This window comes from Streptomyces yokosukanensis, assembly GCF_001514035.1.
Taxonomy (GTDB): domain Bacteria; phylum Actinomycetota; class Actinomycetes; order Streptomycetales; family Streptomycetaceae; genus Streptomyces; species Streptomyces yokosukanensis.
In genome coordinates, this window is record NZ_KQ948225.1 from 148,145 (window position 1) to 163,821 (window position 15,677).

Sequence of the window (15,677 nt, forward strand, 5' to 3'; positions counted from 1 at the left end):
GACATCGGCCCCGCAGTTTCTGCAACGTACGGGGGCCATCTCGATGATTCCCGGACGGTGGGATTTCCACCCCGTCCGCCCGGGGCGGGCCGGGTGCCCGCGTGGCTCGCTCAGCCGCCCGACAGGACCTTGACCAGGTCTTCCGCGGTGCGACAGCGGTCCAGCAGCTCCTTGACGTGATTTCGCGTTCCGCGTAGCGGTTCCAGGGTTGGAACGCGCTGGAGGGAGTCGCGGCCGGGGAGATCGAAGATGACCGAGTCCCAGCTGGCCGCGGCGACGTCGTCGGCGTATTGCTCCAGGCAGCGGCCACGGAAGTACGCCCGGGTGTCCTCCGGCGGCTTCGTCATGGCCCCCTGGACGTCCGTCTCGTCCAGGAGCCGCTTCATGCGGCCCCGGGCGGCGAGGCGGTTGTACAGGCCCTTCTCGGCGCGTACGTCGGCGTACTGGAGGTCGACGAGGTGCAGCCGGGCGGCGTCCCAGTCGAGGCCGTCGCGGCGGCGGTAGCCCTCCATGAGTTCGCGTTTGGCGACCCAGTCGAGTTCGCCCGCGAGGCTCATGGGGTCGTTCTCGAGCCGGCCGAGAGTGTCCTCCCAGCGGGTCAGGACGTCCTTGGTCTGTTCGTCGGCGTCGGCGCCGTAGCGTTCCTCGACGTATTTGCGGGACAGCTCGAAGTACTCCATCTGGAGTTGGACCGCGGTCAGAGTCCGACCACTACGCAGCGTGACCAGGCGCTTGAGCGAGGGGTCGTGGGAGACCTGGTGCAGGGTCCGTACGGGCTGGTCGACCGCCAGGTCTACCGCGATGAAGCCGTCCTCGATCATGGACAGGACCAGGGCGGTCGTGCCCAGTTTGAGGTACGTCGAGATCTCGGAGAGGTTCGCGTCGCCGATGATCACGTGGAGGCGGCGGTACTTCTCGGCGTCTGCGTGCGGCTCGTCGCGTGTGTTGATGATCGGGCGCTTCAGCGTCGTCTCCAGGCCGACCTCGACTTCGAAGTAGTCGGCGCGCTGGCTGATCTGGAAGCCGTGTTCGTGGCCGTCCTGGCCGATGCCGACGCGGCCGGCTCCGGCGAAGACCTGGCGGGAGACGAAGAAGGGGGTGAGGTGGCGCACGATGTCGGAGAAGGGGGTTTCCCGCTTCATCAGGTAGTTCTCGTGCGTGCCGTAGCTGGCGCCCTTGTTGTCGGTGTTGTTCTTGTAGAGGTGGATGGGCTGGGCGCCGGGGAGCTGGGCGGCTCGCTCGGCCGCTTCGGCCATGATCCGCTCGCCGGCCTTGTCCCAGAGGACGGCGTCGCGGGGGTTGGTGACCTCGGGGGCGCTGTATTCGGGGTGGGCGTGGTCCACGTACAGTCGCGCGCCGTTGGTGAGGATCACGTTGGCGAGGCCGATGTCCTCGTCGGTGAGCTGGCTGGAGTCGGCGGCCTCCCGGGCGAGGTCGAACCCTCGCGCGTCCCGCAGCGGGTTCTCTTCCTCGAAGTCCCAGCGGGCCCGGCGGGCCCGGTGCATCGCCGCTGCGTAGGCGTTGACGATCTGGGACGAGGTGAGCATGGCATTGGCGTTGGGATGGCCGGGGACGGAGATCCCGTACTCCGTCTCGATGCCCATTACTCGCCGTACGGTCATGCGGCCCTCCTTGCCGGGCGGCACCCTCGGTCGTGGGCGCCGCTCAAGTACCGCTGGTGCTCCGGTGCGTGTGCGGTGCCCGTCCCCGCACTGCGCGACTCGGCGGTAGGAACGAGCCTAGAACGCCTTTGCGCTGGTGGGGAGATCATTTGCGTCATTGCCTGCTCAGGTCGTGGCCTGAAAAACAGAGGGCTGCGGGTGCCCGTGGAGGGGACCCGCAGCCGCCCTGCTGTTACAGGTACTGGCCGGTGTTGGCCACGGTGTCGATGGAGCGCCCGGTGTCCGCGCCCTGCTTTCCGGTGATGAGGGTACGGATGTAGACGATCCGCTCGCCCTTCTTTCCGGAGATGCGGGCCCAGTCGTCGGGGTTGGTGGTGTTGGGCAGGTCTTCGTTCTCCTTGAACTCGTCCACGCAGGCCTGGAGGAGGTGGGAGACGCGGAGGCCCTTCTGGTTCTTCTCGAGGAAGTCCTTGATCGCCATCTTCTTGGCGCGTCCGACGATGTTCTCGATCATGGCGCCGGAGTTGAAGTCCTTGAAGTAGAGGACTTCCTTGTCGCCGTTGGCGTAGGTGACCTCCAGGAAGCGGTTCTCCTCGGATTCGGCGTACATCTGCTCGACCGCCGTCTGGATCATGCTCTGGACGGTGGTGGTCTTGTCGCCGCCGTGTTCGCCGAGGTCGTCGGCGTGCAGCGGGAGGCGCTCGGTGAGGTACTTGCCGAAGATGTCCTTGGCGGCTTCGGCGTCCGGGCGCTCGATCTTGATCTTCACGTCGAGCCGACCGGGGCGCAGGATGGCGGGGTCGATCATGTCCTCGCGGTTGGAGGCGCCGATGACGACCACGTTCTGCAGGCCTTCGACACCGTCGATCTCGGCGAGCAGCTGGGGGACGATGGTGTTCTCCACGTCCGAGCTGACGCCGGAGCCACGGGTGCGGAAGAGGGACTCCATCTCGTCGAAGAAGACGATGACGGGGGTGCCCTCGCTGGCCTTCTCACGGGCACGCTGGAAGACGAGGCGGATCTGTCGCTCGGTCTCGCCGACGTACTTGTTGAGCAGCTCCGGGCCCTTGATGTTCAGGAAGAAGCTCTTGCCGGACGCCTGGCCGGTGACCTCGGCGACCTTCTTGGCGAGCGAGTTCGCGACGGCCTTGGCGATGAGTGTCTTGCCGCAGCCGGGGGGGCCGTAGAGCAGGACGCCCTTGGGCGGGCGCAGCTCGTGCTCCTTGAACAGGTCCGGGTAGAGGTACGGCAGCTCGACCGCGTCGCGGATGGCTTCGATCTGGTTGCCGAGTCCGCCGATCTGGTCGTAGCCGATGTCGGGGACCTCTTCGAGGACGAGTTCTTCGACCTCGCTCTTGGGGACGACCTCGTAGACGTAGCCGGAGCGGGGTTCGAGCAGGAGGGCGTCGCCGGGGCGGATGGTGACGTCCAGCAGTGGTTCGGCGAGCCGTACCACCCGCTCCTCGTCGGTGTGCCCCAGCACGAGGGCGCGCTCGCCGTCCTCGAGGATCTCCTTGAGGGTGACGATGTCGCCGACGCTCTCGTACTCCATGGCCTCGACCACGTTGAGCGCTTCGTTGAGCATGACTTCCTGGCCGCGCCGCAGGTCGTCGAGGTCGACGCTTGGGCTGACGTTCACCCGCAGTTTGCGGCCGCCGGTGAAGATGTCGGCGGTGGCGTCTTCGTTGGCTTGCAGGAAGACGCCGAAGCCTGCGGGCGGCTGGGCGAGCCGGTCGACCTCTTCCTTGAGGGCCACGATCTGGTCGCGGGCCTCGCGGAGGGTGTTGGCCAGCCTTTCGTTCTGGGCGGACACGCCGGCCAGGTTCGTCTGCAGCTCGACGATCCGCTCTTCGAGAATCCTCGTGTGTCGCGGAGAGTCGGCGAGCTTGCGTCGCAGGACGGCGATCTCCTGCTCAAGGTAGGCGATCTGCCCGGCCGGGTCGTCGGACCCTCGTCCCGGGCGGATGCCGCGGTTCATGTCGTCGTCGTGGGCTGCCACGGTCCTCACCTCCTCCAAGGGGAGCTGGACGCTTCCAGACCCTACCTGGGTGGGTGTCGATTGAAACCCCTAGATCACCAAGACTGTCAAGGTGTGTCGTCGGTCACCCGGTGCGCTCTCCCTCGCACGGAGGGGATACCCACTCAACGTGATGTGGAAGCGGCTTGTTCCAGGCATCGCGTCGTCAAAACCCTTCAGGAGTGGGCGGAGTTGTCCGCCCACGGGGTGTGCGGGCCGGATGCGGGCAGCGGGCGGTGCGCTCCTGCGATCGTTACGCAGAGCGACGGTATGGGCGGTCGGTGTCACCGTCGGCCCGGCTTGAAGTGGTCGCTCCCTCGGTGGGAGCGCCTGTGTCCTGGTCGGGCGCTGGTACCCGAGCGGACGGGGGTGGAAACCCGGTGGCGGTGGAGGCCGGGCGGAGTGTGGGCGGAGGTAGGGTCGAGGGTGTTCAACAGCCGCTGGAGCGGACCCGGCTGGCCCTCGGGGTGCCGGTGCCGCCCGGCGTATCGAAGGCAGGAGAGGTGACCGTGCAGCAGGAGGCCCCGGGCGGGGAGGCGCTGGAGGTCTGGATCGACCAGGATCTGTGTACGGGTGACGGGATCTGTGCCCAGTACGCCCCTGAGGTGTTCGAGCTGGACATCGACGGGCTGGCCTATGTGAAGGGCCCGGACGACGAGCTGCTGCAGGCGGTGGGGGCGACGGCAGCGGTGCCGCTGCCGTTGCTGGTGGATGTGGTGGACTCGGCGAAGGAGTGTCCCGGCGAGTGCATTCATGTGCGCCGGGTTTCGGACAGGGTCGAGGTGTACGGGCCCGACGCGGGGTGAGTGCGGTGCGGGCCCGGGTCAGACGCTGTGGGCGTCGGCGGGTGTGGAGCGGATGAACGCGTTGCCGTTCCAGTGCCACTTGGCGGGGGTTTTGACGTCGGGGCAGCAGTTGGGGACGGCGTCGGAGGAGTAGCCGAGCAGGGTGGCGCCGACCGTGCCCGTGCGCAGGGAGAAGTCGGTGACGGTGAACCGGTCCTTGGGTTCGACGAGCGTGGCCACGATGCGGGGTTTGCCGGTGTCCGCGGAGCGGGTGAGGACGTAGACGCCGTCGGGCGGGGTGCCCATGCCGGAGTCGCAGTGCACGACAGCGACGGTTTCCGGTCGGCCGTCGCCGTCGAGGTCGCCGGTGGCTTTCTTGGCGACGACGGCTTTGACGGGTCCGCACTGCAGGGGGAAGTCGACGCCGGTGGTGCTGGGCGGCTGGACGGCCGTGGCGGCGGACTTGTTCTGGGTGGCGGTGGTGGCCTGGGCGGCCGTGGCCGATCCGGGCTGTACGACGGAGGAGAGGGCCACCACACCGGCGACGGCTGTGGCGGTGGCGACCCAGTGGATGGGCCGGGTCTGGGTGTGGGCGAGCTCCGGAACGGCGGATTGCTGCACGAGGAGTGTCTCCTGTGAGGGCTGTGCCGGTGGGGGTGGGCAGCATGGTGCCACACGTCACAGTGCGGGGGAACGGCGGGGTCCGGGATTCCCGCAGGCGGGGGCCCACGTGTGGGCGGGCGTTGGGGCTGTGGGGCGCGGGGCTCCTGGTGTGGTGTCAACGGACGGGCGCCGTGCCCGAGTTCCCGTCGGTCGGTGGGAACTCGGGCACGGCGCCCTTTCGTTGTGTGGTGTGCGGGGTGGGTCAGCGGCCGGTGCCGCCGTCGGCGTTGGGGCCGGCGTAGTCCTCGCCGTAGGCGCCCTTGGCGGGGCGGCGGCGGCGCATGGGGGGCTCGACGCCGTCGGCGAGGCGGCGGGCGGTGAGCAGGAAGCCGGTGTGGCCGATCATGCGGTGGTCGGGGCGGACGGCGAGACCCTCGATGTGCCAGTTGCGGATCATGGTTTCCCAGGCGGTCGGCTCGTTGAAGCAGCCGATCTCGCGGATGGACTCCACGGTCCGGGCGAGCTGGGTGGTGGTGGCCACGTAGCAGCACAGGATGCCGCCGGGGACGAGTGCCTTGGAGACGGCCTCCAGGCATTCCCAGGGGGCGAGCATGTCGAGGATGACGCGGTCGACGTCGGTGTCGGACAGGTTGTCCTGGAGGTCGCCGACGGTGAGCTGCCAGGCGGGGTGGGGGCCGCCGAAGTAGCGCTCCACGTTCGCCTGCGCGATCTCGGCGAAGTCCTCGCGGCGCTCGTAGGAGTGCAGCATGCCCTGGTCGCCGATGGCGCGCAGCAGGAAGCTGCTGAGCGAGCCGGAGCCGACGCCTGCCTCCACGACGCGGGCGCCGGGGAAGATGTCGGCGAAAGCGAGGATCTGCCCCGCGTCCTTGGGGTAGACGACGGCTGCCCCGCGGGGCATGGACAGGACGTAGTCGGGGAGCAGGGGGCGCAGCGCGAGGTAGGCGACGTTGCCGGTGGTGCGGACAACGCTGCCCTCGGGAGCGCCGATCAGTTCGTCGTGCGGGAAGGAACCCTTGTGGGTGTGGAAGTTCTTTCCGGCTTCGAGCGTGAACGTGTAGTGGCGGCCCTTGGGGTCGGTCAGCTGTACCTGGTCCCCGACCTTGAAGGGCCCGCGCCTGCGGGCGGCACCGGTCGGTTCGGACATGTGACCAGCCTACCGGGTCCGTGCGGCCGTCTCTGACCGTCGCGAGGATGCCCCCGCGCCTGTGCGGGGGCGCTCGTGCCCGGCGTGCGGTCAGGCGGGTCTTGCCATTGCCCTGACGAAGGCTCGCTCCACGTCCGCCGCCGACAGGACGCCGAAGATCTCGCCCGACTCCTCGACCACGAGGTATTCGGTGGCGGGGGTGGCGCGCAGGACGTCGAGGAGTTCTTCTCCGGCGAGTTCGGCGGAGACGCGCATGCCGTCGGTGAGTTCCTGGGCGAGTCCGCTGACGGCGACCCAGGGGCGGCGGTGTTCGGGTACGCCGACGATGGCGGACTCGCGGACGAGGGAGAGGGGGTTGCCGTGGGCGTCGACGACGACGAGGGCGCGGGCTCCGGCGGCGTTGGCGCGGCGCAGGGCTTCGGAGAGGGGGGTGTCGGTCTCGACGGGTACGGCGCGGCGGGTGAGGGTGCGGGCCCGCAGTTCGGGGAGGTGTTCGCGCAGGCGGGCCATGCGCAGGCTGTTGCCGGCGCCGGTCCAGATGATCGCGGCGAGGATGGCGGCGAGCAGGGCGTCGGTGACGGTGTCCATGCCGCCGGCGTCGGTGTTGTCGCCGCCGAGCGCGCCTGACTGGTTGAGCAGGGGCAGGCCGATGAGGACGGTGACGGCGAGGGCTCGGCCGACCCAGGCGGCGGCGACGGTGCCGCTCATGGGTTTGCCGGTGATTTTCCAGACGACGGCGCGGAGCATGCGGCCGCCGTCGAGGGGCAGTCCGGGCAGGAGGTTGAAGATCGCGACGATGAGGTTGGAGATCATCAGGCCGGCCAGCAGGACGCCGGGGACGGTGCCGGGTTCGACGAGCTTCATCGCGAGGTAGAACAGCCCGGCGAGGACGAGGGAGAGCAGGGGGCCGACGAAGGCCAGGACGAACTCCCGGCCCGGGGTCTCGGCCTCTTTCTCGATCTCGGAGACGCCGCCGAAGAACTGCAGCTGGATGCGGCGGACGGGAAGCTTGAAGCGGATCGCGGCGACCGTGTGGGCCAGCTCGTGGACGAGGACGGAGGCGTAGAAGGCCACGGCGAAGAACAGGGAGACCAGGTAGCGGGCGGCGCCCAGTTCGGGCAGCACGCGGTCGAGCTGGCCGCCGAAGACCCAGGTGATCAGTGCGGCGACGAGGAACCAGCTCGGTGCGACGTACACCGGCACGCCGAAGGGCCGGCCCATGAGGATGCCTCCGCCGGGTTCCTTGGGCCGCGGTTGCGGCGGCTCGCCCTTGGCGATGCCCGCGTGCGCGAGGGAGCGGTGGTCGGAGTGGGGGTCGTGCGCGGTGCCGGGGGTGTCGGTGGGGGTGCCCGTCGTGCGGGCGGTGTCGGCGGGCCGGGGGCCGCCGGTGGGGTCGTCGGTGTGTGCGCCGGCGGGCTCCGTGCCGCCGGAGGAGTCCTCGGCGTCCGCGTCGCCAGGGGTGCCGGTGGTCTCGCCCGGTGCGCCGTCGTCACCGGTGGTCCGCGTGTGCGGGTCGTCGCCGGTGCCCGTGCCGGTGCTGTCGGAGTGCCGCGGGGTCCCGGCGGGGTCTGGGGCGGCCTCGGTGGAGGAGGCGGCCGCCGGTCGGCCGGACGCGTCCTGGGTGTCCGCGGCCTCGGCCGGGCGCCGGGTCCTTGCGTCCTCGGGGCGGCCTGTGCCGGGCGCGTCGGAGCGGGGCTCCGGGCCGGGCTGGGGGGTGGGGCCGGTCGTCGGGGCCGTTGGACCCGCGGGGTGCTCGGCCGGCTCGTCGTTGCCGGACCGCGGTTGCCCGCTCCCGCCGCTCACGTCCACGGTGTCCCCTCGTTCGAAGCATCTTCCGTACCTGTGGGACGGAAGGGTCTGTGGTCGATGGTATGCGGCCGTGGTAACGCGTTTCGCCCCGGCACCCCTTGTGTTTGCCCCGCGGTCGCGCGGCCGAACACCGCGGCGACCGGGTCACTGTCAGTGGTGGGCCGTAAGGTCTGTGGACATGGACAGCAGCATCGAGGACGCGGGCGCCGCGGCGGGCGGCACCGCGCAGACGGATCCGGCCGGGACCCCGCGGCCGACGCCCACGACAGCTCCGCCGACCCCCGCGCAGAGTCCCTCGACACCGGCGCCGACGACCGCGGCACACCTCCCGTCCGAGGAGGCGCCTCGCACGTCCGACGCCGCCCCCGCACCGGATGCCGAGCGGGTAGCCGTCGCGCCCAGTTCGCTCTCTCCGTCCCGGGCCGGCGATTTCATGCAGTGCCCGTTGCTGTACCGGTTCCGGGTGATCGACCGGCTGCCGGAGAAGCCGAGTGCGGCGGCGACCCGGGGCACGTTGGTGCACGCGGTGCTGGAGCGACTGTTCGACGCGCCTGCCGCGGAGCGGACCGCGCCGCGGGCCAAGGCGCTCATCCCGGGCCAGTGGGACCGGCTGCGGGAGAGCAGGCCGGAGGTCACGGAGCTGTTCGCCGACGACCCTGACGGGGCGCGGCTGGCCGGGTGGCTCCAGGAGGCGGAGCGGCTCGTCGAGCGCTGGTTCACGCTGGAGGATCCGACGCGGTTGGAGCCGGCCGAGCGGGAGCTGTTCGTGGAGGCCGAGCTGGATTCGGGGCTGCGGCTGCGCGGGATCATCGACCGGGTGGACGTGGCGCCGACCGGCGAGGTCCGGATCGTCGACTACAAGACGGGGAAGGCGCCGAGAGCGGAGTACTCCGAGGGCGCGCTGTTCCAGATGAAGTTCTACGCCTTGGTCGTGTGGCGGTTGAAGCGGGTGGTCCCGCGCCGTCTGCAGCTGGTGTATCTGGGCAGCGGGGACGTGCTGACGTACGACCCGGACGTCGCCGACCTGGAGCGGGTGGAGCGCAAGCTGCACGCGCTGTGGGAGGCGATCCGGCAGGCCACGGAGACCGGCGAGTGGCGGCCCCGTCCGACCAAGCTGTGCGGCTGGTGCGACCACCAGGCGCACTGCCCGGAGTTCGGCGGCACTCCCCCGCCCTATCCGTTGCCGGTGAGGGCGGGCGAGTCCGGTCCCGGCACGCAGGGCAGAATGGGCCCGGACTAGCGAAGGAGTGTCACGTGGCCATCCGTGTCCTACTGGTCGACGACCAGCCCCTGCTGCGTACGGGTTTCCGGATGATCCTGGAGGCCGAGCAGGATCTCGCGGTCGTCGGCGAGGCCGGTGACGGCTTGCAGGCCCTCGATCAGGTGCGGGCTCTGCAGCCGGACGTCGTACTGATGGACATCCGTATGCCGCGGATGGACGGGGTGGAGGCGACCCGGCAGATCACCGGCCCCGACCGGTCCGGCCCGGCGAAGGTGCTGGTGCTGACCACGTTCGACCTGGACGAGTATGTGGTGGAGGCGCTGCGCGCGGGCGCCAGCGGCTTCCTGTTGAAGGACGCGCCGGCCAACGAGCTGGTGCAGGCGATCCGGGTGGTGGCGGCGGGCGAGGCGATGCTGGCGCCGAGCATCACGCGCCGGCTGCTGGACAAGTACGCCACGCATCTGCCCTCGGGCGACGAGCCGGTGCCGGACACGCTGAACACCCTCACCGATCGTGAGGTGGAGGTGCTGAAGCTGGTGGCGCGCGGGTTGTCGAACGCGGAGATCGCGGCCGACCTGTTCGTCAGCGAGACGACGGTGAAGACCCATGTGGGGCATGTACTGACCAAGCTGGGTCTCCGGGACCGGGTGCAGGCCGCGGTGTACGCGTACGAGAGCGGCCTGGTGCGCCCCGGCGCCCAGTGAGCTTGACGGATCCGGTACGGCCCGCAGGGCGCCGTACGGCCCCGTGCGATCCCGAAGGGCGCCCCTCCCGCGTGGAGAGGGGCGCCTTTGGTGTCGACGGCGTCAGCGCGTCGACGGGGGTCAGCTCTTGCTGAGTTCCCAGAACCGGAACACCGTGGAGGCGTCCAGGCAGTACTCCAGGCCGTAGACGCCGTCGCGGGCGACCGCGTACTGCTTGGCCTGCCAGACCGGCAGGACGGGCAGTTCGGTGGCGACGATGTTCTGGAGCCGGCCGAAGTCCTTGTCGGTGGCGCCGCGGTCGCTCTGCGCGGCCGTGTCGGGGATGAGCGTGCCGGTGATGGTGCGGTTGTCGTAGTTGTTGTCCAGCACGTTGCCCTTGCCGAAGAAGGGCGCGGTGAAGTTGTCGGCGTCCGGGTAGTCCGGCACCCAGCCCTTGACGTAGACGCCGTACTTGCCGCCGGCGATGTCCTTCTCGTACTGGTCGAAGGTGACCGACTTGACGTCGGCGTCGAACAGGCCGCTGGCGTTGAGCTGGCCGGCGATGGCCTTCAGCTCCTCGTCGGTGGCGGGGCCGTACCGCGACGGCGTGGACCACAGGGTGAGCTTGACCTTGCCCGTGATGCCGTCGCCGCGCAGTGCTTCGGCGGCCTTGGCGCGGGAGGGGCGGGCGCCGTAGGTGTCGAAGAAGGCGGTGTTGTGGCCGGCGATGCCCGCCGGGATGATCGAGTACAGCGGGGTGGCGGTGCCCTGGTAGACGTTCTTGATGAGGGCGTCGCGGTCGATGAGATAGGCCATGGCCTTGCGGACACCGGGCTTTCCGGCGACCGGGTCCCTCATGTTGAAGACCAGGTGCTGGACTTCGGCGCTGGAGCCCTCGATGACGTCGACGCCCTTGCTGCCGTCCTGTTCGTCGAGTCCGGCGATGTCGGAGGCGGACAGGCCTCGGTAGGCGATGTCGACGGTGCCGTCGAGGAGGGCCTTCTTCAGGGCGCTGCGGTCGCCGTGGAAGAACTTCAGGGTGACGCCGGAGTTCTTGACCGCGGCGGTGCCCTTGTAGTTGCCGTTGACGGAGAAGACCGCCCGGTCCTTGTCGAAGGAGTCCAGCTTGTAGGGGCCGGAGCCGACGGCCTGCTGGTCGGTGCGCAGGCCGCTCGCGTCGTACTGGCGGTGGTCCACGATGGAGCCGGCGCCGGAGGCGATCTTGCTGGGGAAGGTGGCGTCGGAGGCGTTCAGATGGAAGACCACCGTCTTCGCGTCGGGTGTGGCGATGTCGCCGAGCAGCGGGAACATGATCGCGGGCCCGGCGGGGTCGTTGATCTTCATCATGCGGTCGAAGGAGAACTTCACGTCCTTCGAGGTGAGGTCGTCACCGTTGCTGAACTTCAGGCCGTCCTTCAGCACGCATCTGTAGACCGTGGCCCGGGAGTCGCTGAAGGAGCACTCCTTGGCCAGTTCGGGCTGGGGTTCGGTCGCGCCCTTGGGGAAGCTCAGGAGCGACTGGAAGACGTTGTCGAACAACAGCCAGGAGCCCGGGTCGTAGCCGGATGCCGGGTCCGTGGCGAGGACGTCGTCGGACATCCCCATCACCACGGAGGAGCCGGTCCCCCCGGAACCACCGCTCTCCGAGCCGCAGCCGGTCAATAGGCCGGAGGCCAGTCCCGCCGCGATGGGCAGAACTGGCCACTGGTTACGCATGTTCACTCGCGTGTGCCTTATTCGTCGGTTCGTCACCCCGGGGCCGCCGTCCTGGCCCCGGGTCACCGGGGCAGCCGTCCCTGGCCCCCGGAGGAGAGAGCCGTCAGCCGCTCACACCGCGGCCGAGCTCCCACAGCTGAAGCGTCGAGGAGGAGTTGAGGGCGTAGGCGACACCCGTGATGTCGTCCCGCGCGGCGACGTACTGCTTGCCCTGCCACAGCGGCAGGACGGGGACGTCCTCGGCGACGGTGTCCTGGATCTCGGTGAGGCTCTTGGCGGCGGCGAGCCGGTCGGCCTCGCGCCGGGACTCCGGGATCAGGGTGCGCTGGATGGTGCTGTTGGAGTACGGCGAGCCGAGGAAGTTGTCCTTGTCGAGGAAGGGCGCGATGAAGTTGTCGGCGTCGGGGAAGTCGGGGAACCAGCCCATGCCGTAGACGTCGTACTGGCCCTTCTGCTCAGCGGGGCGGAAGGTCTCCCAGGGGTGGCCCTGGATGGACACGGAGAACAGACCGCTGTCGTTGAGCTGCTTCTGCAGGACCTCGAATTCCTTCTTCGTGGCGGAGCCGTAGTGGTCGGTGGTGTAGTGCAGGGTCAGCTTGACCGGGGCGGTGATGCCGGCCTTGCCGAGCAGGCTCTTGGCCTTGTCGACGCTGGGGTTGCCGTACTTGTTGAAGAACGAGTTGGAGTGGCCGGTGATGGTGGCCGGGACCAGCGAGTACAGCGCCTCGGCCTGGGTGCCGTAGACCTTGGAGACCAGTTCCGCGCGGTCGATGATCTGGGCCATGGCCTGGCGTACGGCCTTGGACTTCACGGTGGGCGCGTTGGTGTCGAAGGCCAGGTAGCGGATTTCCAGGCCGGGCATGTCGACGAGGCCGACCTTGTCGTCGCCGCCGGCGTCCAGCTTCTGGATCTGGGCGGGCGACATGGTGCGGGTCATGACGTCGATGTCACCCTTGTCGATGGCGGCGCCCATGGCGTCGGCGTCGGTGAAGGAGCGCAGCTCGACCTTGTCGTTGTTCACCTTCACGGAGCCCTTGTAGTTGGGGTTCTTGGTGAAGGTGGCGGTGGTGATGGCCTTGCCGTCGGTGTCGGCGTGGAAGGTGTACGGGCCGGAGCCGTCGATCTCGAAGCCGTCGCGCAGCTTGTCCTTCTGGTAGTCCTTCGGGTTGATGATGCCCGCGACCGGAGTGGACAGCTTGTACGGGAACGTGGCGTCGGCGGTCTTGAGGTGGAAGATGACCTCGTGGTCGCCCTGCGTCTCGATGGTGTCGATGGTGTTCAGCAGGGAGGACACACCGCTGCTCGACTTGATGCGCAGGGCGCGCTCGATGGAGTACTTGACGTCCTGGGCGGTGACCGGGTCGCCGCTCGCGAACTTCAGGCCGTCGCGGAGCTTGCAGGCGTAGCGCTCGCTGCCGCTGTCGGTGAAGGAGCAGCTCTCGGCGGCGTCCGGGACGGGGTCGCCTTCGCCCTTGGGCTGAGCCATCAGGGTCTGGACGCTCTGGCGCAGGATGTTCCAGGTGCCGACGTCGTAGGCGTAGGCCGGGTCGAGGGGCGCCGGGGCGTCGCTGGTGGCGGTGAACCGGTCCGTGGTACCGACGACGATGGCGTCGCCGCTCTTGCTCCCGCTGCCGGACCCGCCGCATGCGGCGAGAACCGGGGTGAGCAGGCCGGCCACCGCCGGCAGCACCAAAGTCTTGCGGTTCATGCGGGGGTTTCTCCAGAGCTGTTCGGGTCCGTGTATCCGGCATGCATGGGTGGTGCGACGGATCACGGGGGGTTACGGCGATGTTCTCGCGATGAGATTAGTCCGCGTCCGCAGGGGGCTTCACGGTCGCGTGAGTTGACCCCTCATCACGCAGTGGAACCGGGTGTGGACGCACCGAAAACCCGACAGCGGCAGGATTAGTGCAGCCTCCCATCAATCGGGACACAAAGGCCCGTCGTTCCGGCCCGAAAAGGGTCGTTCAGCACACCCGCCGCAACCTGTCGAGAGTCGCCGGAGTGGTGAACGTCACACATCCAACTGTGCGACGAGTCAGCGGAATTCAGCCGGACGCCCCGGCTGGAATTCCACGTCCGTGTACTCCCCCGGAAATTTGTCCGGCCGGACCATTGGAGTTTTCACGCTGGGTGAACGGCTAGAGCATTTCCGTCATCAGGCCGCGGAGAAATGCCAGGTCGACCTGTTCCAGAGAGCTGACCACGGTGCGCCCCTCGGCCGGGGTGATGGGGGCGATGGAGGGTACGGCGACCACACGGCAGCCGGCGGCCTCGGCGGCGGCGACGCCTGTCGCGGTGTCCTCGACGACCGCGCACCGGTCGGGCTGTGCGCCGAGCCCGGCGGCGGCGAGCAGATAGGGGTCGGGGAAGGGCTTGGTGCGCGAGACCTCGTCGCCGGCGATGGACAGGGCGAAGTGCTGCGGGCCGAGCACCCTGAGCACACGGTCGATGATGCGCCGGTGGGAGGCCGAGACGAGGGCCGTGGGGATGCCGTGCTCATGGAGTTCGGCGAGCAGGCGGGCGGCGCCCGGCATCAACGGCAGGGTTCGGCCGATGCGGTCCTCGAAGCCCTCGTTGAGCAGCGTGGTGAGTTCGTCGAGGGTGATGTCGGCGCCGGTGGCCTCGATGAGGAAGCCGGCACTGCGGGTCATGGGCCCGCCGACCACGACATGCCGCCAGGAATCGTCCAGGGCGTGGCCGAGGGCGGCGAAGATCTCGACCTCGACGTCCCACCAGAAGCCCTCGGTGTCCACCAGGGTGCCGTCCATGTCGAGAAGCACCGCCTGCAGGGCGGAGCCTTCGGCCGTACGGGTTCCGAGCGCGGGGACCGTGCTGGTCATCCGGGCGCACCTCCTTGAGGGACGACCAGGCCGGTTCCCGGACAGGGAACCGGCCTGCAGTGGACCGACAAGTGTACGTCTCCGGCGCCCGAAGCGCCTCGTTTATCAGTCGAGCCCCGGGGTACCCCCATGAAACACCCCCGGCGCAGGCCAGAGGGCCTTCGCGATGCCCGCAGCGGCAGCGCTCCGGCCCCTGGGAGCAGTGGGGGAACCGGTGACCGGCTCCCCCACACAGCGGCACTCGCGCACGGTCTGACGCGACTCGGCGAGTGGGCGGCCCGGCCGAAACCCCGGAGGGCTCAGCGGGCGTTGAAGTACTTCGCCTCCGGGTGGTGGATCACGATGGCGTCGGTGGACTGCTCGGGGTGCAACTGGAACTCCTCGGACAGATGGACGCCGATCCGCTCCGGTCGCAGCAGGTCCGCGATCTTGGCGCGGTCCTCCAGATTCGGGCAGGCGCCGTAGCCGAGGGAGAAGCGGGCACCCCGGTACTTCAGGGAGAACATGTCCTCGATGTCGGCCGGGTCCTCGCCGCCGAAGCCGAGTTCGGCGCGGACGCGGGCGTGCCAGTACTCGGCGAGCGCCTCGGCCAACTGGACGGACAGGCCGTGCAGTTCGAGGTAGTCGCGGTAGGAGTTGGCCTCGAAGAGCTTCGCGGTCTCCTCGCCGATGCGCGAGCCGACGGTGACGACCTGGAGGCCGACGACGTCGGTCTCCCCCGACTCCTCCGGGCGGAAGAAGTCGGCCAGGCACAGTCGGCGGCCGCGGCGCTGGCGCGGGAAGGTGAACCGGGTGCGCTCGTTGCCCTGCTCGTCCAGGATGATGAGGTCGTCGTCCTTGGAGACGCAGGGGAAGTAGCCGTGGACGACGGCGGCTTCCAGGAGGTTGTCCGTCTGGAGACGGTCCAGGAGACCGCGCAGCCGGGGGCGGCCCTCGGTCTCCACCAGCTCCTCGTACGTCGGACCCTCACCGGTGCGGGCCTGCTTGAGCCCCCACTGGCCCTTGAACAGCGCGCCCTCGTCCAGCCAGCTCGCGTACTCCTTGAGCTGGATGCCCTTGACGATCCGGGTGTCCCAGAACGGCGGGGCCGGTACCGGGTTGTCGACGGCGACGTCGGAGCGGACGTGGCCCTCCTCCGGGCGCTCGTCGACCTCGACGGAGGCCGTGGCCCGTACCCTGCGCGGCTTGAGTTCGGGCAGCGTCGCGCCGGGT

Annotated in this window: 12 protein-coding genes; 3 read left to right on the plus strand and 9 right to left on the minus strand. The window is 69.4% G+C overall.

Annotated elements, in window-relative coordinates:
- Nucleotides 1-110 precede the first annotated feature (110 nt).
- A complete protein-coding gene (dop, locus tag AQI95_RS36585; protein ID WP_341849492.1) occupies nt 111-1,622 on the minus strand; it encodes a depupylase/deamidase Dop in 1,512 nt (503 codons plus the stop codon).
- Between the two features lie 232 nt (nt 1,623-1,854).
- Nucleotides 1,855-3,621 (minus strand): proteasome ATPase, encoded by a 1,767-nt coding sequence (arc, locus tag AQI95_RS36590; RefSeq protein WP_067134424.1) that lies wholly within the window; start codon nt 3,619-3,621, stop codon nt 1,855-1,857.
- A 521-nt stretch (nt 3,622-4,142) separates the two neighbouring features.
- On the opposite strand from arc, the gene AQI95_RS36595 reads away from it, so the two are divergent.
- The gene (locus AQI95_RS36595) at nt 4,143-4,445 is read left to right on the plus strand and encodes a ferredoxin (RefSeq protein WP_067134492.1); all 303 of its coding nucleotides are present in this window, start codon (nt 4,143-4,145) and stop codon (nt 4,443-4,445) included.
- 18 nt (nt 4,446-4,463) lie between these two features.
- On the opposite strand, the gene AQI95_RS36600 is transcribed toward AQI95_RS36595, so the two are convergent.
- The 3 genes from AQI95_RS36600 to AQI95_RS36610 all read right to left on the minus strand — a co-directional run bounded on the left by AQI95_RS36600 (nt 4,464) and on the right by AQI95_RS36610 (nt 8,001).
- Entirely contained in the window at nt 4,464-5,045 is a 582-nt protein-coding gene (locus AQI95_RS36600; RefSeq protein WP_067134426.1) for a hypothetical protein, read from the minus strand.
- A gap of 244 nt (nt 5,046-5,289) precedes the next feature.
- Nucleotides 5,290-6,192: a tRNA (adenine-N1)-methyltransferase gene (locus tag AQI95_RS36605; RefSeq protein WP_067050546.1), complete on the minus strand. Its 903-nt coding sequence runs from the start codon at nt 6,190-6,192 to the stop codon at nt 5,290-5,292.
- Between the two features lie 90 nt (nt 6,193-6,282).
- Nucleotides 6,283-8,001: a site-2 protease family protein gene (locus AQI95_RS36610; RefSeq protein ID WP_067134427.1), complete on the minus strand. Its 1,719-nt coding sequence runs from the start codon at nt 7,999-8,001 to the stop codon at nt 6,283-6,285.
- Nucleotides 8,002-8,179: 178 nt separating this feature from the next.
- Between AQI95_RS36610 and AQI95_RS36615 the strand changes: the two genes are divergently transcribed.
- Nucleotides 8,180-9,241, plus strand: a complete 1,062-nt coding sequence (locus AQI95_RS36615) for a RecB family exonuclease (RefSeq protein WP_079071770.1) — start codon at nt 8,180-8,182, stop codon at nt 9,239-9,241.
- Between the two features lie 14 nt (nt 9,242-9,255).
- Nucleotides 9,256-9,927 (plus strand): response regulator, encoded by a 672-nt coding sequence (locus AQI95_RS36620; RefSeq protein WP_067134429.1) that lies wholly within the window; start codon nt 9,256-9,258, stop codon nt 9,925-9,927.
- Between the two features lie 120 nt (nt 9,928-10,047).
- On the opposite strand, the gene AQI95_RS36625 is transcribed toward AQI95_RS36620, so the two are convergent.
- From AQI95_RS36625 to AQI95_RS36640, 4 genes are all read right to left on the minus strand, one after another.
- The gene (locus tag AQI95_RS36625) at nt 10,048-11,628 is read right to left on the minus strand and encodes an ABC transporter substrate-binding protein (RefSeq protein WP_067134431.1); all 1,581 of its coding nucleotides are present in this window, start codon (nt 11,626-11,628) and stop codon (nt 10,048-10,050) included.
- Between the two features lie 97 nt (nt 11,629-11,725).
- Nucleotides 11,726-13,330 carry an ABC transporter substrate-binding protein gene (locus AQI95_RS36630; RefSeq protein WP_067134433.1) on the minus strand — a complete coding sequence of 535 codons (1,605 nt, stop codon included), beginning with the start codon at nt 13,328-13,330 and terminating at the stop codon, nt 11,726-11,728.
- Between the two features lie 433 nt (nt 13,331-13,763).
- Nucleotides 13,764-14,465, minus strand: coding sequence for an HAD family hydrolase (locus tag AQI95_RS36635; protein WP_067134435.1), 702 nt, complete (start codon nt 14,463-14,465; stop codon nt 13,764-13,766).
- A gap of 299 nt (nt 14,466-14,764) precedes the next feature.
- A partial coding sequence (locus tag AQI95_RS36640; protein ID WP_279617042.1) for a vitamin B12 dependent-methionine synthase activation domain-containing protein occupies nt 14,765-15,677 on the minus strand: 913 nt, incomplete at its 5' end.

Excerpts from the sequence above, each read along its gene's own strand:
- AQI95_RS36615 (WP_079071770.1), top strand. The coding sequence starts at position 8,180 with ATGGACAGCAGCATCGAGGACGCGGGCGCCGCGGCGGGCGGCACCGCG.
- AQI95_RS36630 (WP_067134433.1), bottom strand. The coding sequence starts at position 13,330 with ATGAACCGCAAGACTTTGGTGCTGCCGGCGGTGGCCGGCCTGCTCACC.
- AQI95_RS36605 (WP_067050546.1), bottom strand. The coding sequence starts at position 6,192 with ATGTCCGAACCGACCGGTGCCGCCCGCAGGCGCGGGCCCTTCAAGGTC.
- AQI95_RS36635 (WP_067134435.1), bottom strand. The coding sequence starts at position 14,465 with ATGACCAGCACGGTCCCCGCGCTCGGAACCCGTACGGCCGAAGGCTCC.
- dop (WP_341849492.1), bottom strand. The coding sequence starts at position 1,622 with ATGACCGTACGGCGAGTAATGGGCATCGAGACGGAGTACGGGATCTCC.